Source organism: Enterobacter sp. JBIWA005 (assembly GCF_019968805.1).
Taxonomy (GTDB): domain Bacteria; phylum Pseudomonadota; class Gammaproteobacteria; order Enterobacterales; family Enterobacteriaceae; genus Enterobacter; species Enterobacter vonholyi.
The window spans coordinates 680,010-700,099 of record NZ_CP074159.1 but is presented as its reverse complement, the minus strand read 5'-3'; the positions used below and the strand labels follow the sequence as shown (position 1 = coordinate 700,099).

The window sequence follows — 20,090 nt, the reverse complement described above, 5'->3', positions numbered from 1 at the left end:
CTAATGTCTACATATCTGATTGGCGACGTTCACGGTTGCTACGATGAACTGATCGCATTATTAAAACAGGTCGACTTTACGCCAGGACAGGACACGCTCTGGCTGACGGGCGATTTAGTCGCGCGTGGCCCCGGCTCTCTTGAAGTATTACGTTTTGTCAAATCGCTGGGCGACAGCGTCCGCATGGTGCTGGGCAATCACGATCTTCACCTGCTGGCGGTATTCGCCGGGATCAGCCGCAACAAACCTAAAGATCGCCTCACTCCGCTGCTGGATGCCCCGGACGCGGACGATCTGATTAACTGGCTTCGCCGTCAGCCGCTGCTGCAGGTCGACGAGGAGAAAAAGCTGGTCATGGCGCATGCCGGGATCACCCCGCAATGGGATCTTGAGACGGCGAAGACCTGCGCGCGCGACGTTGAGGCGGTGCTGGCGAGCGACTCGTATCCTTTCTTCCTCGATGCCATGTACGGCGATATGCCGAACCACTGGAGCGAGGATCTCAGCGGTTTGGCCCGTCTACGCTTTATCACCAACGCCTTTACCCGCATGCGCTTCTGCTTCCCGAACGGACAGCTGGACATGTACTCCAAAGAGACGCCGGAAAGTGCGCCCGCTCCGCTGAAACCGTGGTTTGCCATTCCGGGGCCGGTGACAAGCGAGTACAGCGTGGTATTTGGTCACTGGGCGGCACTGGAAGGAAAAGGAACGCCGGAAGGGATTTACGGTCTGGATACCGGATGCTGCTGGGGCGGAGAGTTAACCTGCTTGCGCTGGGAAGATAAAGCTTACTTTGTGCAGCCGTCCAACCGACAGCTGGACTTAGGAGAAGGCGAGGCCGTCGCCTCCTGATACGCTATTCCCTCTCCCGGCCGGGAGAGGGAAAATCACTTAACGACGTTCCAGAATCTCGAAGCAGTAGCTATGGGAGTTCTGTGCATCGGCGTCGTGGAATTCACTGAATACCGATTCCCACTCGTCCGGATCGTAGTCCGGGAAATGAGTATCCCCTTCCACTTCTGCATCAATGTGGGTCAGATACAGCTTCTGCGCTTTTGGCAGGAACTGCTCGTACACGCGCCCACCGCCGATCACCATGATCTCTTCGGCATTGCCGCATGCAGCAATCGCCTCGTCGACTGATTTAACCCATTCGACGCGATCGTCAGTGCCCGGCTGGCTGCTGATAACGATATTCTTACGGCCCGGCAATGGACGACCAATCGACTCCCAGGTCAGGCGGCCCATCACTACCGGCTTGTTTAACGTAGTACGTTTAAACCATGCGAGATCGGCAGGCAGGTTCCACGGCATGGCATTTTCCATACCGATAACGCGGTCCACCGCCAGCGCTGCAATCAGACTGATCATTGAAAATTTCCCGGATGCAAAAAATTGCCGCCACTATACGGAAAGCTTAATCTTTCGTCGACTGGCGGCAGAGTAAAGATAAAGAAATTTTTTAATATTGCTGGCAACTCCACTTCACGCGGAAGGTTTACTCTCCGGTTCGTCAGACGGATCGCCGGTATGCTTGCCCTCTTCCGTGCCCTGCCAGCCGTGACGCTGGATCAGCGACAGGTGATTACGGTCCTCGTTAATGATTTCCGTCAGCATGGCGCTGGTGCGTTTAAACACCGCCGCGCGCTCGGTGGCCGTACTCCCGGCCATCGCCGCCATCTCTTCGACCATCTCGGTGTTAAAGCGGCGGAACAGGTCCGCCCGCTCGCGCGCTTCATACGCGCCGAGCCCCAGATTTTCCAGCGCCATACGGCCAGATTTCAGCGCGCCTTCGAAGGTTTCACGCTCAGGGGCTTCTACGCCCGCTTGCCTGAGACGGATATAATGATCCACATCGCGGGCACGGGAAATAATGGTCAGATCCGGGAAATGTTCTTTCGCCATTTCCACCATCTGCATGCTGGTCTCCGGATCGTCAATCGCGTTAATCAATACCTCCGCTTTGGCCGCACCGGCGGATTCCAATAGATCGACGCGGGTCGCATCGCCGTAAAATACCTTCATATCAAATTTACGCAGAGTATCGACATGGTCGGGGTCGTGATCGAGGATAACCATCTTCACCCCGCTGGACAGCAGCAGACGGCCAACGATCTGCCCGTAGCGGCCAAATCCGGCAATGATGACGCGCGGCTGTTCTTCGTCAATTTCATCGGCTTCGCGCTCCTGCTCGCTACCCGATTTTTCCAGACGCGTCAGCACCACCAGCAGAACGGGCGTTGCGGCCATCGACAGCGCGACTGCCAGCGTCAGCGCTTTCGCCCACTCGGGATCGAGCACGTTTGCCATCTGCGCGGCGCCAAAGACCACGAACGCAAATTCACTCCCCTGCCCCAGCAGCACTGCAAACCAGCTGCGCTGCTTATTTGGAACCTTCAGCGGACGCGCAATCAGCCACAGCATTACCATTTTAATGATCAGGAAGCCGACGAGCAGGATGACGATCCGCAGCGGGTGCGTCACCAGCGTGCCGAAGTCGACGGACATCCCGACGCCGATGAAAAACAGCCCCAGCAGCAAGCCTTTAAACGGCTCGATATCGCTTTCCAGCGCGTGACGGTATTCCGAGCTCGCAAGCAGGACGCCTGCGAGGAACGCCCCCATCGCCATCGACAGCCCGGCTTCTTCCAGCAGCAGACCAAAGCCAAACACCAGGAATAGCGCCACGGCGCTGAACACTTCGCGCAGGCCTGAACGGGCAACAAACCGCAGCAGCGGGCGGGTCACGTAACGGCCAAGCAGCACTACCAGCGCCAGCGCGCCCGCCACCTTCAGTGCCGACAGCGCGAAGGCGCCCAGCGTGGTAGAGGAACCGCTGGCTGCCAGCAGCGGGATCATCGCCACCAGCGGAATAGCGGCAATATCCTGGAACAGCAGCACCGAGAACGCGCTTCGTCCCATCTGGGATACCGTCAGATTTCGCTCGTTCATCGCCTGCATGGCAATAGCCGTTGAGGAGAGCGCCAGCGTCATGCCGATGAGCTCTGCCACTTTCCAGTCCATGCCCAGCAGGATGCAGAACCCACCCAGCAGCAGGCCGCAGGCCACCATCTGCAGTGCCCCTCCGCCAAATACCGAGGCGCGAAGCTTCCACAACCTCTGGGGATCGAGCTCCAGGCCAATCACAAACAGCATCAGCACAACGCCGATTTCAGCAAAATGGAGAATCGCCTCGGCATCCGTGACCAGACGAAAGCCCCACGGCCCAATGACGCAGCCCGCAATCAGATAGCCGAGAACAGAGCCCAGCCCCAGGCGTACCGCCACGGGCACAATCAGCGCCGCCGCGCCGAGGTAAATCAGCGCCTGTATCAGCGTATGGCTATCCATGGTGCGTCTCCTGCCACTCAAGTAAGCGTTGTTTATAATGGCGAGCCTGCGCCTGCAGCGTTTCATCGTCGCAAACAAACGTGCAGTGCATCGCAAAAGGCGGGAGCCAGTTCAAACCGCAATAGAGCGCTGTCGCCTGCAGCGGCTGCGCCAGGACGTCAAAACCCGGGAAGGAACCGATATCAAAATGGCTTTCCCCACCGCCGGTGGTGACCGCCCACATCAGGCTTTTCCCTTTTAGCGCATGGCCGTTGTGTCCATACGCCCAGCCGTGGGAGAAGACTTTATCAATCCACAGTTTCAGCAGCGGGGGCGTGCTGTACCACTGCATGGGGTGCTGCCAGATAATCAGATCGGCACGGGAGAGCGCCTCCTGTTCGGCGGCGATATCGATATTAAAATCGGGATAGAGTTGATAGAGGGAACGTATCTCTACGTTATCAAGCGTCCTTACCTGCTCAAGCATCCGCTTATTCGCATGCGAGTGCTGCGGATAAGGATGGGCATAAATTATCAGAATCATTGATTAGCCTGTTGTTACTACTTTCTTTTAACAAAAGAGTGTAGTCAGTAATTCAACAGGCTAATAGTGAATATTATTGACGGGCTTACGTCAGAATTCTGAATTAGTTATCCAGCTCGCCCATGGATTTCACCTGGTCACGGTTAATCTGCTCGGTTTGACCGGTTTCGGCATTTTTGTACGACACCAGACCGGTATCGTCATCCACCTGCGGTTTGCCGTCGGTGACAATGGTTTTGCCATCGGTGGTTTTTACGGCCTGATTAGACGAACAGCCCGCAACGGTAAACATTGCCGTAGCAGCCAGAACGGAAGCGATCAGTAATTTATTTTGCATGGTGTTTTCCCCTGCTCTCAGTTGAATTTCGTTATCGACCTAACCATTTTAGGCTAACTGACTGAAACCGGATGAAAAACCAGAAGGTTCTGAAGATGGGGAGAATGCCCGGCAACCGAACGGCACCGGGCATTTTTACTTACTTGCTAATCTGCGCGTGCATTTCCTGCACTGAAATCACCTTCTCGGTGGCATCCGCGTTCAGCGCCATAGCCGTTGCGAAACCGCCGTTCAGGGTGGTGTCGTAGTGCACCTTGTACTGCAGCGCGCTGCGGCGAATCAGCTTGGAGTCTTCAATCGCCTGGCGGCCTGCGGTGGTGTTGATGATGTAGGTGTATTCGCCATTCTTGATACGGTCCTGAATGTGCGGACGACCTTCATGCACCTTGTTCACCAGACGCGGGTTAATACCGGCTTCACCCAGCACAATCGCCGTACCGTGGGTTGCGTCCAGCTCGAAGCCCTGTTTCAGCAGCTTGGCGGCCAGGTCAACCACGCGCTCTTTGTCGCCTTCGCGAACGGAGAGCAGCGCACGGCCTGATTTTCTCATGGTGGAGCTACTGCCCAGCTGCGCCTTCGCGAACGCTTCGGCGAAGGTGCGGCCCACGCCCATCACTTCCCCGGTAGAGCGCATTTCTGGCCCTAACAGCGGGTCAACCCCCGGGAATTTGTTGAACGGCAGCACGACTTCTTTCACCGAGTAGTACGGTGGAATGATCTCTTTGGTCACACCCTGCTGCGCCAGCGTCTGGCCCGCCATCACGCGCGCCGCCACTTTCGCCAGCGGTACGCCGGTGGCTTTCGAGACGAACGGTACGGTACGTGCCGCACGCGGGTTGACTTCAATCAGGTAGACTTCGTTGTCTTTCACCGCGAACTGGACGTTCATCAGGCCGCGAACCTGCAGCTCGAAGGCCAGCTTCTGCACCTGCTGGCGCATCACGTCCTGAATCTCCTGGCTCAGGGTGTACGCTGGCAGAGAACAGGCGGAGTCGCCGGAGTGCACGCCTGCCTGCTCGATATGCTCCATGATGCCGCCAATCAGCACCATTTCGCCATCGCAGATGGCGTCAACGTCCACTTCTACCGCATCGTCGAGGAAGCGGTCAAGCAGCACTGGCGCATCGTTGGAAACGCTCACTGCGGTCTGGAAGTAGCGACGCAGGTCGGCTTCGTCATAAACGATTTCCATCGCGCGGCCGCCCAGCACGTAGGAAGGACGCACCACCAGCGGGTAGCCAATCTCTTTCGCCTTCTCAACGGCCTGTTCGATAGCGGTCACGGTGGCGTTCACCGGCTGTTTCAGCTTCAGACGGTCAACCGCCTGCTGGAAACGCTCGCGGTCTTCCGCGCGGTCAATCGCATCCGGGCTGGTGCCGATAACCGGTACGCCCGCCGCTTCCAGCGCGCGCGCCAGCTTCAGCGGGGTCTGGCCGCCGTACTGCACGATAACGCCTTTTGGCTTCTCGATGCGCACGATTTCCAGCACGTCTTCCAGGGTAACCGGCTCGAAGTAGAGGCGGTCGGAGGTATCGTAGTCGGTAGAAACCGTTTCAGGGTTACAGTTGACCATGATGGTCTCGTAACCGTCTTCGCGCAGCGCCAGCGAGGCGTGTACGCAGCAGTAGTCGAACTCGATGCCCTGGCCGATACGGTTTGGACCGCCGCCCAGCACCATAATCTTGTCGCGGTCGACTGACGGGTTCGCTTCGCACTCGTCTTCATAGGTGGAGTACATGTACGCGGTGTCGGTCGAGAATTCAGCCGCACAGGTGTCCACGCGCTTGTAGACCGGGTGCAGATTGTACTGGTCGCGCAGCTTGCGGATTTCTGCTTCACGCACGCCCGCCAGCTTAGCCAGACGCGCGTCGGCGAAGCCTTTACGCTTCAGCACGCGCAGGAAGTCAGCGTCAAGGCCGGTGATGCCCAGCTCGGCAACCTGTTCTTCCAGACGGACCAGCTCTTCAATCTGCACCAGGAACCAGCGGTCGATGTTGGTCAGGTTGAACACGCCGTCCACGGACAGGCCCGCACGGAAGGCATCGGCGATGTACCAGATACGCTCTGCGCCCGCGTCTTTCAGCTCGCGGCGAATTTTAGTCAGCGCTTCCGGGTCGTCCAGACTCACTTTCGGGTCAAAGCCGGTCGCGCCCACTTCCAGGCCGCGCAGCGCTTTCTGCAGGGATTCCTGCTGGGTGCGGCCAATCGCCATCACTTCACCGACAGATTTCATCTGGGTGGTCAGACGGTCGTTCGCGCCCGCGAATTTCTCGAAGTTGAAGCGAGGAATTTTGGTCACAACGTAGTCGATGGACGGCTCGAAGGACGCAGGCGTGCGGCCACCGGTGATGTCGTTCATCAGCTCGTCGAGGGTGTAACCCACCGCCAGTTTCGCCGCCACTTTCGCAATCGGGAAGCCGGTCGCTTTAGAGGCCAGCGCTGAGGAACGGGACACGCGCGGGTTCATTTCGATAACAATCAGGCGGCCTGTTTTCGGGTTAACCGAGAACTGCACGTTAGAACCGCCGGTTTCCACGCCGATTTCACGCAGTACCGCCATCGAGGCGTTACGCATGATTTGATACTCTTTGTCGGTCAGGGTCTGGGCTGGCGCAACGGTGATGGAGTCACCGGTGTGGATACCCATCGCATCGAAGTTTTCGATGGAGCAGACGATGATGCAGTTGTCGTTTTTATCACGCACCACTTCCATCTCGTACTCTTTCCAGCCAATCAGCGACTCGTCAATCAGCAGCTCTTTGGTTGGGGAGAGATCAAGACCGCGCTCACAAATCTCTTCGAACTCTTCACGGTTGTAGGCGATACCGCCGCCGGTGCCGCCCATGGTGAACGATGGACGGATGATGCACGGATAACCCACTTCAGCGGCAACGGCCAGCGCTTCTTCCATGTTATGTGCGATACCGGAACGCGCGGTGTCGAGGCCGATTTTCTTCATTGCCACGTCGAAGCGGCGACGGTCTTCTGCTTTATCAATGGCGTCGGCGGTCGCACCGATCATGGTCACGCCGAACTCTTCCAGCACGCCCTGACGCTCCAGCTCCAGCGCACAGTTCAGCGCCGTCTGGCCGCCCATGGTTGGCAGCACCGCGTCCGGACGCTCTTTCTCGATGATTTTACGCACCACTTCCCAGTGAATCGGCTCGATGTAGGTTGCATCTGCCATTTCCGGGTCGGTCATGATGGTTGCCGGGTTGGAGTTCACCAGGATAACGCGGTAACCCTCTTCGCGCAGGGCTTTACACGCCTGAGCGCCGGAGTAGTCGAATTCGCAGGCCTGGCCGATCACGATCGGGCCAGCGCCAAGGATCAGGATGCTTTTTATGTCTGTACGTTTTGGCATTGTCTTCTCGGCTCCTGATTATTTAGCTGTCTTACGGTATTGCTCGATAAGTTCGATGAAGTGATCGAACAGCGGCGCGGCGTCGTGTGGGCCCGGGCTGGCTTCAGGGTGGCCCTGGAAGCTGAATGCTGGCTTATCAGTACGGTGGATACCCTGCAGGGTGCCATCGAACAGCGACTTATGGGTCACGCGCAGGTTAGCCGGCATTGAGGCTTCGTCGACGGCAAAACCGTGGTTCTGCGCGGTGATCATCACCGTGTTGTTATCGATGTCTTTCACCGGGTGGTTACCACCGTGGTGGCCGAACTTCATCTTAACGGTGTTCGCACCGCTCGCCAGCGCCAGCAGCTGATGGCCGAGGCAGATGCCGAATACCGGGATGTCGGTTTCCAGGAAGGACTTGATGGCGGCGATGGCGTAATCGCACGGCGCCGGGTCGCCAGGACCGTTGGACAGGAAAATACCGTCCGGATTCATCTTCAGCACGTCTTCGGCAGACGTTTGTGCCGGAACCACCGTCAGGCGGCAGCCGCGGTCAACCAGCATGCGCAGGATGTTGCGCTTGGCGCCGAAATCGTAGGCCACCACGTGGAACGGCAGCTCGCTCTCTTTTTTCGCTTCCGGCAGGTCGCCTTCCAGCGTCCAGCTACCCTGAGTCCAGCTGTAGGCTTCAGCAGTAGTCACTTCTTTCGCCAGGTCCATGCCGTTCAGGCCAGGGAAGGCTTTCGCTTTTTCCAGCGCCAGCGCCGCATCGAGGTTATCACCCGCGATGATGCAGCCGTTCTGTGCACCCTTCTCGCGCAGCAGACGCGTTAGCTTACGGGTATCGATATCGGCAATCGCCACGATGTTATGGCGCTTCAGGTAAGAAGAAAGATCTTCGGTATTGCGGAAGTTGCTGGCTATCAGCGGCAGGTCGCGGATGACCAGGCCTTGCGCATGTACCTGAGAGGATTCTTCGTCAGCCGCATTGGTGCCGACATTGCCGATATGAGGATAAGTAAGAGTAACGATTTGGCGAGAATAGGAAGGATCAGTGAGGATTTCTTGATAACCGGTCATTGAAGTATTGAAAACGACTTCCCCAACCGCCGAACCCGTTGCCCCTATGGCCCGACCGATAAACTGGGTTCCGTCTTCCAGAACCAATAGCGCTGACTTAATCAAAACACCCTCCAGAGAATATTCACTCACTTTATTTGCATATTAATTCATAACCGTGTCATGAATCAATGCAAATGTGTTGCCAGCGGATTTTTGGCAAACGGCGGCATTCTGGAGATTTGGTGGGTAAAAGTCAACTTAAAACGGATATTTTGTTTAGTGTTTTGCAGACCTGGTGAGAGTAATGCGGCTTAAGCGACAAAAAGATCAGGTAAATCACCGCAGAAAACGCTTGCGCGCCTTGTTTAATAAAAAATGTCTTGTTGGAGCATGAAAAAGTGGACCGTATGGTCAAAATTTACATTTCAGTAACGTTAAAACGGTACAAGATATAGTTATTTGGAGACTTCATTAAAAATAATGAATGAAAAAGATAAAATAAAAGGGCAATAAAATATTGCCCTATGCAATCAAACAATTACGACTGCAATAACCACATCACGATGGGTAATAATGCTTACAAATTGTTGAGATCGAGCACATCTCGCATATCAAAAAGACCGCTTTTCTTGCTTTTAAGCCACAAAGCGGAACGTACGGCGCCGTTGGCGAACGTCATTCGGCTTGAGGCTTTATGCGTAATTTCGACACGTTCGCCAATATCGGCGAACAACGCCGTATGTTCGCCGACGATGTCACCCGCTCGCACGGTTGCGAAACCAATGGTGCCAGGTACGCGTTCGCCGGTGTAACCTTCGCGGGTATAGACCGCGCAGTCTTTTAAATCTTTATCAAGTGCATGAGCAATCGCTTCGCCCATCGCCAGCGCCGTGCCAGATGGCGCATCAACCTTGTAACGGTGGTGAGCTTCTACAATCTCGATATCGGTATAATTGCCCATCACCTTCGCGGCCTTCTCCAGCAGCTTCAGCATGACGTTAACGCCCACGCTGAAGTTTGCCGCGAAGACAATCGCAATCTCTTTTGATGCATCCTGGATAGCCTGCTTGCCCGCATCGTCAAAACCGGTGGTGCCGATCACCATCCCCTTGCCGTGCTGACGACAAAACGCCAGATGCGTGAGCGTCCCTTCCGGGCGGGTAAAATCGATGAATACATCGAAGTCCTCTTTTACCGCTTCCAGACTGCTTTGCACGGTAACGCCCGTGTGGCCAGCGCCCGCCAGCTCACCGGCATCGGTCCCCAGAAGCGAAGAACCTTCTCGCTCCAGTGCCGCGCCAAGCGCTACGCCATCCATCTGAAGTGCCGCCTGAATAAGCTGACGGCCCATACGTCCACCCGCGCCCGCAATGGCGACACGGATCTGTGCATCATGCATAGTTATTCTCTTACGTTAAAATGATGTAAACCGTTTTCAGATTAACCAGCCTTGAGAAGCACTGCCAACTGAAAACACCGATAATTAGAATTTAACGTGAAACCGACTTAAATATCAGTAAAAGACATGATTTTGTCGTCACGATAAAGTAACGGGTAAAAAAAAGGCCAGCACAGGAGGTGCTGGCCTTTCATCAGAAAAAGGACTATTCAACTTCGCGGGCGTCGATGCGCAGTTCTTTCGGGACTTCGAAAACGATGTTCTCTTCACGACCTTCCAGCGGCACCGCTTCGCCACCGCCTAGCTCCTGCAGACGGGAAATGACGTTCTGAACCAGAATATCTGGCGCAGACGCCCCGGCCGTCACGCCGACACAGGCCGCGTCTTTAACCCACGCTTCCTGAATATCCGACGCGTCATCAATCAGGAAAGCCATTTTCCCCATGCGTTGCGCCAGTTCGGCCAGACGGTTGGAGTTAGATGAGTTTTTGGAGCCGACCACGAGCACCACATCCGCCTTTTCAGCCAGCGCGCGCACCGCTTCCTGACGGTTAGTGGTTGCGTAGCAGATATCATCCTTACGCGGGCCGACGATTTTCGGGAAGCGCTGACGCAGGGCGTCAATCACGTCTGAGGTATCGTCTACGGAGAGCGTCGTCTGGGTCATAAACGACAGACGCGCTTCGTTTTTCACGTTCAGCGTAAGGACATCTTCAGGCGACTCAACCAGATACATCCCCCCTTCCGGGTTGCTGTACTGGCCCATGGTGCCTTCGACTTCCGGATGACCGGCATGGCCAATCAAAATCGACTCTTCACCACGACGGCTGGCGCGCGCCACTTCCATATGCACTTTTGTCACCAGCGGACAGGTAGCATCGAATACGGTCAGATCGCGGCTTTTTGCTTCGTTACGGACCGCCTGCGAGACACCGTGCGCGGAGAAGATCAGAATCGCACCGTCCGGTACTTCGCTGATCTGCTCAATAAAAATTGCGCCGCGCTCGCGCAGGCTGTCGACAACATAGCGGTTATGCACCACTTCGTGACGCACATAAATCGGCGCGCCGTAAATCTCCAGCGCGTTTTCAACAATGCTGATAGCGCGGTCTACACCGGCGCAGAAGCCGCGCGGGTTAGCCAACAGGATCTGCATTTCAGGCCTCCAGCGCAGGATCGATTTCCAGCACTTCAACATCAAAATGAACGGTACGCCCGGCAAGCGGATGGTTGAAGTCAACGGTAATAGAGTCGCCGTTGATTTCGCGGATCACGCCAGGCATTTCGCTGCCGTCCATAGCGGTAAAAAGCATAATCGCGCCGATTTCCGGTTCACCTGCGTCCATAAACTCGCGGCGCGAGAAATACTGGATCAGATCCGGGCTCGGCACGCCAAACGCGGCATCCGGCTCCAGCGAAAAGGCCTTTTTCTCACCCTCTTTCAGACCGAGAAGCTGCTGCTCAAGACCTTCAGACAGGGAGGTATCACCAAGACGAAACAGGGCCGGTTTGCCGTTGTTGCGGGTGGATTCGGCCGTAGAGCCGTCATCCAGCTTCAGCGTGAAGTGAACGAGAACCGCGCTGTTGCTCTGTACGGATTTAGACATGCAAATTGCTCGCTTGTTTTGCCCGGTGGCATTACACCACCGGGCGAGTGTGTTACGCCTGCTCTTTCGCAGCCGGTTTAGGCAAGAAGCCTTCCAGCACGATTAACGCCGCACCGATACAAATTGCCGTATCGGCCAGGTTAAAGGTCGCGAAATGCCAGTCGCCGACGTAGAAGTCAATCATATCGACCACAAAGCCGTGCCACAGGCGGTCAAACAGGTTGCCCAGCGCGCCGCCAATGATCAGCGCGTAGGCGATGTTATTCAGCTTTTGCGTGGCCTTCGAGCGGTACATCAGCACCGCCAGGATCACGCAGATACCGAGAGCGATACCTGCAAAGAACCAGCGCTGCCAGCCACCGCTGTCGGCAAGGAAACTAAACGCTGCGCCGTAGTTACGCGCGTAGTGCAGGTTAAGCGACGGGAACAGCGGGACCGTCTCCCCCAGAGCAAAATTCTGGAGGATCAGGAATTTGCTGCCCAGATCGATAATCAGCACCACCACAACCAGCCACAGCCAGCGCAGTCCTGTTGAACAGAGAGTTTTACTCATCAGGCAAACTTACGTTTTTCGCCGTCACCGGCGACGTTGCTTACACAGCGTCCGCAGATGTCTGCGTGTTCCGCCACCTGACCGACATCGGTGGTGTAATGCCAGCAACGCGGGCATTTCTCACCGTCGGCTTTGCTCAGCGCGACTTTCAGTCCTTTGAGCAGTTCGCTCTGCTGAGCATCAGCAGAAGCCTCGGCATAATCCGCAACTTTCGCACCGGAGGTCAACAGGACAAATCGTAATTCATCGCCCAGCGCGATCAGCTTCGCCGCCAGCTCCGGTTCGGCGTACAGCGTGACTGCCGCTTCCAGAGAGCCGCCGACTTTCTTGTCTGCGCGCGCCTGCTCGATAACCTTGTTCACTTCGCCACGCACTTTCAGCAGCTCGTCCCAGAAGGCATCGTTCATCGCTTCGGTGCTGGAGAGATCGAACAGACCTTCGTACCACTCACCCGTGAAGACATACTTCTCACGGTCACCCGGCAGATAGCCCCAGATTTCATCCGCGGTGAAGGACATGATCGGCGCCATCCAGCGTACCAGCGCTTCTGCGATGTGGAACAGCGCGGTCTGGCAGCTACGACGCGCCACGCTGTCCGCTTTCGCGGTGTACTGGCGGTCTTTGATGATGTCGAGGTAGAACGAGCCCATCTCGATGGAGCAGAAGCGCATCAGGCGCTGCACCACTTCGTGGAAGTCGTAAGACTCATAGGCTTTCAGGATATCGTCCTGCGCCGCTTTCGCGCAGCCTACCGCCCAGCGGTCCAGCACCACCATCTCTTCCGGTTTCACCATGTCTTTTGCCGGATCGAACCCGTTCAGGTTCGCCAGCAGGAAGCGCGCGGTGTTACGGATACGACGATAGCTGTCGGCAGCACGCTTCAGGATCTCGTCAGACACCGCCATTTCGCCGGTGTAGTCGGTCGAAGCCACCCACAGACGCAGGATGTCTGCGCCCAGCTTGTTCATCACATCCTGCGGAGAAACGGTGTTACCGATGGACTTGGACATCTTACGGCCCTGTCCATCCACGGTGAAGCCGTGAGTCAGTACCTGACGGTAAGGTGCTTTACCCTTCATGGCGGTGGAGATCATCAGAGATGACATGAACCAGCCGCGGTGTTGGTCCGACCCTTCCAGATACATATCGGCAGCGTGACCAGCGAATTCCGGACGCACGTCAACCACGGAGGAGTGGGTAGACCCGGAGTCGAACCACACGTCCAGGGTATCCGGCACTTTCTCGTAGTTATCTGCATCAGCGCCCAGGATGTCGCGGGCGTCGAGATCCCACCACGCCTGAATGCCGTCAACTTCGACGCGCTTCGCCACTTCTTCCATCAGTTCCAGGGTGTTCGGGTGCAGTTCCTGCGTCTCTTTGTGCACGAACAGAGACATCGGTACACCCCAGGTACGCTGACGGGAGATACACCAGTCAGGACGGTTAGCTACCATGGATTCGATACGCGCCTGGCCCCAGTCAGGGATCCACTGCACGCCTTTGATCTCTTTCAGAGACTGCTCGCGCAGGCCTTTCTGATCCATGCTGACGAACCACTGCGGGGTCGCACGGAAGATGATCGGGGTCTTGTGACGCCAGCAGCACGGATAGCTGTGCTGCATTTTCTCAACGTGCAGCAGCGCGCCGCTGGTGCGCAGCATGTCAACGATAATGTCGTTCGCTTTGAAGACGTTGATACCATCCAGCGCCGGGTAGGTGCCAGGCAGATAAGAACCGTCCGGGCCGACCGGGTTAGCGATTTCCAGACCGTACTTCAGGCTGATGTTGTAGTCGTCAGGACCGTGGCCACCGGCGGTATGCACCGCACCGGTACCCGCTTCCAGCGTCACGTGATCGCCCAGGATCGCCGGAACGTCGAAGTCCAGGAACGGGTGCTTGAAGCGCATCAGTTCCAGGGCGTCGCCTTTCACGGTGCTCAGCACGGTGTAGTCACTGATATGCGCGCGCTTCAGCACGCTCTCAACCAGATCTTTCGCCAGGATAACCGCCTGACCGTCAATCTGCACCAGCGCGTATTCGAACTCACCGGACAGGGAGATCGCACGGTTGGCAGGTAGAGTCCACGGGGTGGTGGTCCAGATCACCAGAGAGATCGGGCCGTTTACCGAGGAGACGCCAAATTTAGCCTTCACCGCATCCTGATCGACGGCATGGAACGCCACGTCGATAGATGGGGAAGTTTTGTCGTAATACTCCACTTCCGCTTCTGCCAGCGCAGAGCGGCAGTCCACGCACCAGTGCACCGGCTTAGCGCCTTTGTGCAGGTGACCGTTACCGATGATTTTGCCCAGCGCACGGATGATGTTGGCTTCAGTTTTGAAATCCATGGTCAGGTACGGGTGCGACCAGTCGCCCAGCACGCCCAGACGGATGAAGTCAGCGCGCTGACCGTCGACCTGCGTGGCTGCATATTCGCGGCACTTCGCACGGAACTCGGCGGCGGTGAACTTCTCACCCGGCTTGCCGAACTCTTGCTCCACTTTCAGCTCGATTGGCAGACCGTGGCAGTCCCAGCCTGGAACGTAAGGCGAGTCATAGCCCGTGAGCCCTTTGGACTTCACGATAATGTCTTTCAGAATCTTGTTAACCGAGTGACCAATATGAATGCTGCCATTCGCATATGGAGGGCCATCATGCAGAATGAAGGTTTTTTTGCCTTTTTTGGCTGCACGAATGATGCCGTACAGGTCATCATCGGTCCAACGCGCCAGCATTCCCGGTTCGCGCTTGGCGAGATCGCCGCGCATCGGGAACCCTGTTTCCGGCAAATTCAGGGTTGATTTATAGTCACTCATCAGATTCTCGGTTCCGTATTTATCACGTAGGCAGTTAAGCCGGGTTCAAAGCCCAAAAAACTCGCGGGCCGTCAATTCATCTCGCGCAATTTGCGCTTTTAGTTCATCCAGCGAACCAAATCGCTGCTCGTTGCGTATTTTTTTACGCAGTATCACATCTATATGGCGACCATACAGGTCCATTACAACGTCCAGCAGGTGCACTTCTAGCTGTTGACGCACACCCGCGACGGTCGGACGCGTGCCAATGTTGGCGACGCCGTAGAACGGCTTATCGCCCAGTCCTGCCACTTCCACCGCATAAACCCCTTTAACCGGGGAAACCTGACGACGCAGCGGTATATTCGCCGTCGGGAAGCCTATCGTGCGGCCCAGCGCATCGCCATGGACCACGCGGCCAGAGATAGTAAACGGATGCCCCAGCAGGGTTTCAGCCGTATCCAGTTCATCATCGGCCAATGCCCGGCGAACCGCCGTGCTGCTGACGCGCACGCCGCCTTCGCAGAAGGTCATCGCGCTGGTGACGTCAAATCCGTACTCCAGACCAGCCTTCTGTAATAGCAAGAAATCGCCCTGACGACCAGCGCCAAAGCGGAAATCATCGCCCACGGCGAGAAACTGCACGCCAAGGCGCTTAACCAGCAGGTCGCTGACGAAATTTTGTGCTGTCAGCGCGGCAAAGCGGCGATCGAAACGTACACACAATACATAGTCCACGCCGGACTCTGCCAGATAGCGCAACTTCTCACGCAGGCGAGTGAGGCGGGCGGGAGATTTATCGCCCGCGAACAGCTCCAGCGGCTGCGGCTCGAAAATCATCACTACAACAGGCAGGCCGCGGGCCTCCCCTTCTTTACGCAATCCCTGCAACAGCGCCTGATGACCACGATGCACGCCGTCGAAATTACCAATAGTCAGCACGCACCCGTGCGGTGCGCTGCTGAGATTATGTATGCCGCGTATCAGCTTCATGTCTGGCTCAAAACAGTGAAAATCGCCAAAGTATACCTTGTACAGCGGTTAAGGTTAACCGGCGATTGTTCGCGCAAAACAGAAAGCCGTAATGATTTCATCAGGCTGACCTTTCGCAGCGAAAAAATCTGCTCGTGAACTGCGATTTTTATGCCGAAAGGCTGTATTCAGGGAAGACAAGCTGGTAGAATCCTGCGCCATCACTACGTAACGTAGCGTCGCTAATTAACGGCGCTTATTTGCACAAATCCATTGACAAAAGAAGGCAAAGAGGGCATATTCCTCGGCCTTTGAATTGTCCACATAGAACATATTTGGGAGTTGGACTTGGCTAATATCAAATCAGCTAAGAAACGTGCCGTTCAGTCTGAAAAGGCTCGTAAGCACAACGCAAGCCGTCGCTCTATGATGCGTACTTTCATCAAGAAAGTATACGCAGCAATCGAAGCAGGCGACAAAGCTGCAGCGCAGAACGCATTTAACGAAATGCAACCAATCGTGGATCGTCAGGCTGCTAAAGGTCTGATCCACAAAAACAAAGCAGCGCGTCATAAAGCAAACCTGACTGCGCAGATCAACAAACTGGCTTAATCGCTACTTGTTGTTGCTTGTTTAAAGAACCCGCTTAACGCGGGTTTTTTTATGCCTTCAGATTGCCGGTGGCGTAAACAGCGCCGAGTAGTCACGGTTACAGATTCGCTGCACCGCCGGGTGCTGAATCATCCTTTCGGCAAATATGGCGTGATACTCCTCCATCACGTTATCCACTCTGCCTATCTCCGTAATCTTATCGTCCGAATAGAGATCGTGCGCGTACAGCGTCGGCGCAACGAAGATGGCGTTATGGGCTTCGCCAAAGGCTTTCATCAGCGCCGCATCGTCAAACTCTCCGAGGATTTCTACCTTTAGCCCCTGCGAGTTAAACCAGTTCAGCAGCTTGCGTCCGAGCATGGAACGCCTTCCCGGCACCAGCAGGCGGCGCTCTTCAAGGCACGCGGGGAACGGTTTTTCCGGCGGCGGATTAATGCACCAGAAGCTCACGCCGCATTCGCCAATTTTTACTGAGAACAGCCCTTCCTGCTGGGTGGAATCAATCGGACAATCCGAGATAATCATATCCAGCTTGTGCTGGCTCAGCTGTTCGAGCAGCATCTCGTGGGTGGATTCAAAGCAGCGCAGATGGATTTGCTCATCTTCCACCACCGCCGCATCCAGCACGCCGCTCACCAGCCGTTTGGACAGCGCATCCGCCACGCCCACGTCAAAGAGCAGGTTCGACTCTTTGCGGTAGTTGACAATATCCAGCATCTCCTGGCTCAGGGTGAACATCTTGTCCGCGTAGCGAAACACCAGCTCGCCCAGTTCGCTGGGTTCAATCCCACGCCCTTTACGCTTGAACAGCTTGCCCTGCAAACGCTCTTCCAGCGCCTTGATTTGCCCGGTGATGGTTTGCGGCGTCAGATAGAGCGCCTCTGCCGCTCCTACCACCGAGCCCTGCTTATAGACGTGCCAGAAGTAGTACAGATGGTTGTAATTTAAATGAGACATCGCGTCTTCTCTCCCTGAGTGTAGATCGGGAGAAGGATCGCCTCCTCCCGGTGTTCCGTTATGCCCGGACGGCCTGTCCGGACAATTTTATCTTCAGCAAGGTATAACCGATTACCGCAGCCAGTAATGACCCGATGAGGATGCCGAGTTTAGCCCAGACGATAAGCTCAGGCGCATGCGCACCAAACGCAAGGGTCGAGATAAAGATCGACATCGTAAACCCGATTCCACACAGCACGCCGACGGCCATAATTTGACCAAAGGATGTGCCGTGCGGCAATGACGCCAGCTTCAGCTTCGTCGCCAGCCAGCAGAAGAGGCTAATGCCCAGCGGCTTACCGATAAACAGCCCGGCAATGATGCCCAGCGGCAGTACGGACGTCAGCCCGTCCAGCGTCACGCCGCCCAGCGAAACCCCCGCGTTGGCAAACGCAAACAGCGGCAGGATCATAAAGGCGACCCACGGATGCAGCACATGCTCCAGCTGTTTGGCAGGCGACTTGCCGTCCTGCGGCTTGAGCGGCACGAGGAAGCCGACGATCACACCTGCCAGCGTAGCGTGCACGCCCGATTTCAGCACCGCCGTCCACAGCACCATCCCCACCAGGATATAGATTCCAATACGGCGCACATTAAAGATGTTCAGCAGCGCCAGCACCGCAATTGCCCCAGCGGCCACGCTCAGGGACAGGATCGACAGATCGCTGGTGTAGAACAGCGCGATAATCACAATGGCGCCCAGGTCATCAATGATCGCCAGCGCCATCAGGAAGATTTTCAGGGCCACCGGCACGCGGCTTCCCAGCAATGCCAGCACCCCGAGGGCAAAGGCGATATCCGTCGCAGCCGGGATCGCCCAGCCGTGACGTGCAATCGGATCCTGCCAGGTGAATGCCAGGAAGAGCAGCGCTGGCACCACCATCCCACCGAGCGCGGCAATCACCGGAAACGCCGCGCGCTGGCGGCTGGCAAGCGAGCCCAGTACCAGCTCACGCTTGACCTCAAGCCCCACCAGCAGGAAGAACACCGCCATTAGCGCATCGTTGATCCACAGCAGCATGTTCTTGTTAATTTCCAGCGCCCCGACCTTCAGCTCAACGGGCGTTTCCAGAAATGCATGGTAGAGATCCTGCGTGATGCCAAGGTTAGCCAGCACCATCGCGGCCGCTGCGGCAATAATCAGGATCACGCCACCGGACGCCTCACTGCTAAAGAAACGGTGTAGTAATTTCATTTAAGTTCTCTCTTTTACAACAATACCTCGATAAAACCATAATACCAAGCCAAATAGCTCGGCAAAAACAGATTAATATTGAGTATAGATTCAGTTTAACCGAGCAATACCTACAAAAAGAAAAAGCCCGGAATCGCTTCCGGGCTTTTGCGGATGAAAACCAGCTGATCGATTAGCGGGTCAAATCATCGAAGAATTTTTTGACGCCATCGAAGAAGCTTTTGGAGCGCGGGCTGTTTTTCTCACCCGTCGGGCCACCGAAGCTCTCCTGCAACTCTTTCAGCAGCTGTTTCTGCTTGTCGTTCAGGCCAACCGGCGTTTCCACGACGACGCGGCAAAGCAGGTCGCCCTGCGCACCACCACGAACGGATTTAACGCCTTTCCCGCGCATGCGGAACAGCTTACCGGTCTGGGTCTCGCCCGGGATCTTCAGATTGACGCGACCATCCAGCGTCGGTACTTCGATTTCACCGCCCAGTGCCGCCATCGCAAAGTTGATCGGCACTTCGCAGTACAGGTTGTTCCCTTCACGCTCAAAGATAGCGTGCTGTTTCACCTGCACCTGGACGTACAGATCGCCTGCCGGTGCGCCGTGCTCGCCTGCTTCGCCCTCACCTGCCAGACGGATGCGGTCGCCCGTATCCACGCCGGCCGGGATCTTAACGGACAGGGTCTTGGTTTTCTCAACGCGACCGTGGCCGTGGCATTTGGTGCACGGATCTTTGATCAGCGTACCGCGACCGTGACAGTGCGGACAGGCCTGCTGCACCGCAAAGAAGCCCTGACGCATCTGTACCTGACCCGAACCGTGACAGGTTGGACAGGTTTGTGGCTGCGTACCCGCTTTCGCACCGCTGCCGTGGCAAACGTCACACTCTTCCAGCGTTGGAATACGGATCTCTTTGGTTACGCCGCGAACGGCCTCTTCCAGCGTCAGCTCCATGTTGTAGCGCAGGTCCGCGCCGCGCGCCGCGCGCTGACGACCGCGGCCGCCGCCAAAGATATCGCCGAACACATCGCCAAAGATATCGCTGAAGTCAGCGCCGCCGCCAAAGCCGCCACCGCCGAATCCACCGCCGCCCATGCCGCCCTGTTCAAAGGCTGCGTGACCGTACTGGTCATAGGCCGCACGTTTTTGTGCATCGGTCAGGACTTCGTAGGCTTCTTTGATCTCTTTAAATTTGGCTTCAGCCTCTTTGTCACCCTGGTTACGGTCCGGGTGGAATTTCATGGCCAGGCGCTTATACGCCTTTTTGATTTCACGCTCTTCCGCAGTTTTCGGAACGCCTAAAATCTCGTAATAGTCTTGCTTTGCCATTGGTTTTTTTAAGCCCCTTAACAT

General features: G+C 56.3%; 17 protein-coding genes and 1 pseudogene. 2 read left to right on the top strand and 16 right to left on the bottom strand.

Annotated elements, in window-relative coordinates; all coding sequences use genetic code 11:
• The first annotated feature begins 3 nt into the window (after positions 1 to 3).
• A complete protein-coding gene (gene apaH, locus KGP22_RS03320) occupies positions 4 to 852 on the top strand; it encodes a bis(5'-nucleosyl)-tetraphosphatase (symmetrical) ApaH (protein WP_115876460.1) in 849 nt (282 codons plus the stop codon).
• Between the two features lie 39 nt (positions 853 to 891).
• Here the strand turns inward: apaH and folA are convergent, their stop codons facing one another.
• The 13 genes and pseudogenes from folA to KGP22_RS03255 form a co-directional block, all read right to left on the bottom strand.
• Positions 892 to 1,371 (bottom strand): type 3 dihydrofolate reductase, encoded by a 480-nt coding sequence (gene folA, locus KGP22_RS03315; protein WP_008502023.1) that lies wholly within the window; start codon positions 1,369 to 1,371, stop codon positions 892 to 894.
• Positions 1,372 to 1,485: 114 nt separating this feature from the next.
• Positions 1,486 to 3,351 (bottom strand): glutathione-regulated potassium-efflux system protein KefC, encoded by a 1,866-nt coding sequence (gene kefC, locus KGP22_RS03310; protein WP_115876461.1) that lies wholly within the window; start codon positions 3,349 to 3,351, stop codon positions 1,486 to 1,488.
• Positions 3,344 to 3,874 (bottom strand): glutathione-regulated potassium-efflux system oxidoreductase KefF, encoded by a 531-nt coding sequence (kefF, locus tag KGP22_RS03305; RefSeq protein WP_047173708.1) that lies wholly within the window; start codon positions 3,872 to 3,874, stop codon positions 3,344 to 3,346. The genes kefC and kefF overlap by 8 nt, the downstream gene beginning before the upstream one ends.
• Before the next feature lie 103 nt (positions 3,875 to 3,977).
• Entirely contained in the window at positions 3,978 to 4,211 is a 234-nt protein-coding gene (locus tag KGP22_RS03300; RefSeq protein WP_003856439.1) for a YgdI/YgdR family lipoprotein, read from the bottom strand.
• A 139-nt stretch (positions 4,212 to 4,350) separates the two neighbouring features.
• Positions 4,351 to 7,575, bottom strand: a complete 3,225-nt coding sequence (gene carB, locus KGP22_RS03295; RefSeq protein ID WP_223581213.1) for a carbamoyl-phosphate synthase large subunit — start codon at positions 7,573 to 7,575, stop codon at positions 4,351 to 4,353.
• 18 nt (positions 7,576 to 7,593) lie between these two features.
• Entirely contained in the window at positions 7,594 to 8,742 is a 1,149-nt protein-coding gene (gene carA, locus KGP22_RS03290; protein WP_032642612.1) for a glutamine-hydrolyzing carbamoyl-phosphate synthase small subunit, read from the bottom strand.
• Between the two features lie 454 nt (positions 8,743 to 9,196).
• Positions 9,197 to 10,018 (bottom strand): 4-hydroxy-tetrahydrodipicolinate reductase, encoded by an 822-nt coding sequence (dapB, locus tag KGP22_RS03285; protein ID WP_111964068.1) that lies wholly within the window; start codon positions 10,016 to 10,018, stop codon positions 9,197 to 9,199.
• 205 nt (positions 10,019 to 10,223) lie between these two features.
• Complete coding sequence (ispH, locus tag KGP22_RS03280) at positions 10,224 to 11,174, bottom strand: 4-hydroxy-3-methylbut-2-enyl diphosphate reductase (protein WP_111964069.1); 951 nt, start codon at positions 11,172 to 11,174, stop codon at positions 10,224 to 10,226.
• 1 nt (position 11,175) lies between these two features.
• Entirely contained in the window at positions 11,176 to 11,625 is a 450-nt protein-coding gene (gene fkpB, locus KGP22_RS03275; RefSeq protein WP_003856450.1) for an FKBP-type peptidyl-prolyl cis-trans isomerase, read from the bottom strand.
• 52 nt (positions 11,626 to 11,677) lie between these two features.
• The gene (lspA, locus tag KGP22_RS03270) at positions 11,678 to 12,178 is read right to left on the bottom strand and encodes a signal peptidase II (RefSeq protein WP_033144602.1); all 501 of its coding nucleotides are present in this window, start codon (positions 12,176 to 12,178) and stop codon (positions 11,678 to 11,680) included.
• Positions 12,178 to 14,994 (bottom strand): isoleucine--tRNA ligase, encoded by a 2,817-nt coding sequence (ileS, locus tag KGP22_RS03265; RefSeq protein ID WP_223581207.1) that lies wholly within the window; start codon positions 14,992 to 14,994, stop codon positions 12,178 to 12,180. Before ileS ends, lspA begins: the two co-directional genes overlap by 1 nt.
• Before the next feature lie 45 nt (positions 14,995 to 15,039).
• Positions 15,040 to 15,966 (bottom strand): bifunctional riboflavin kinase/FAD synthetase, encoded by a 927-nt coding sequence (ribF, locus tag KGP22_RS03260; protein WP_032644021.1) that lies wholly within the window; start codon positions 15,964 to 15,966, stop codon positions 15,040 to 15,042.
• A 7-nt stretch (positions 15,967 to 15,973) separates the two neighbouring features.
• Positions 15,974 to 16,192, bottom strand: a pseudogene (locus KGP22_RS03255) (DUF2575 domain-containing protein).
• Between the two features lie 101 nt (positions 16,193 to 16,293).
• Here KGP22_RS03255 and rpsT point away from each other — a divergent pair.
• Positions 16,294 to 16,557: a 30S ribosomal protein S20 gene (gene rpsT / locus KGP22_RS03250; RefSeq protein ID WP_003856458.1), complete on the top strand. Its 264-nt coding sequence runs from the start codon at positions 16,294 to 16,296 to the stop codon at positions 16,555 to 16,557.
• A gap of 57 nt (positions 16,558 to 16,614) precedes the next feature.
• Here rpsT and nhaR read toward each other — a convergent pair whose 3' ends face one another.
• The 3 genes from nhaR to dnaJ form a co-directional block, all read right to left on the bottom strand.
• Positions 16,615 to 17,514 carry a transcriptional activator NhaR gene (nhaR, locus tag KGP22_RS03245; RefSeq protein ID WP_032660752.1) on the bottom strand — a complete coding sequence of 300 codons (900 nt, stop codon included), beginning with the start codon at positions 17,512 to 17,514 and terminating at the stop codon, positions 16,615 to 16,617.
• Positions 17,515 to 17,572: 58 nt separating this feature from the next.
• Positions 17,573 to 18,748: a Na+/H+ antiporter NhaA gene (gene nhaA, locus KGP22_RS03240; protein WP_149367734.1), complete on the bottom strand. Its 1,176-nt coding sequence runs from the start codon at positions 18,746 to 18,748 to the stop codon at positions 17,573 to 17,575.
• A gap of 172 nt (positions 18,749 to 18,920) precedes the next feature.
• Positions 18,921 to 20,066, bottom strand: a complete 1,146-nt coding sequence (dnaJ, locus tag KGP22_RS03235; RefSeq protein WP_014830600.1) for a molecular chaperone DnaJ — start codon at positions 20,064 to 20,066, stop codon at positions 18,921 to 18,923.
• Positions 20,067 to 20,090: the final 24 nt, after the last annotated feature.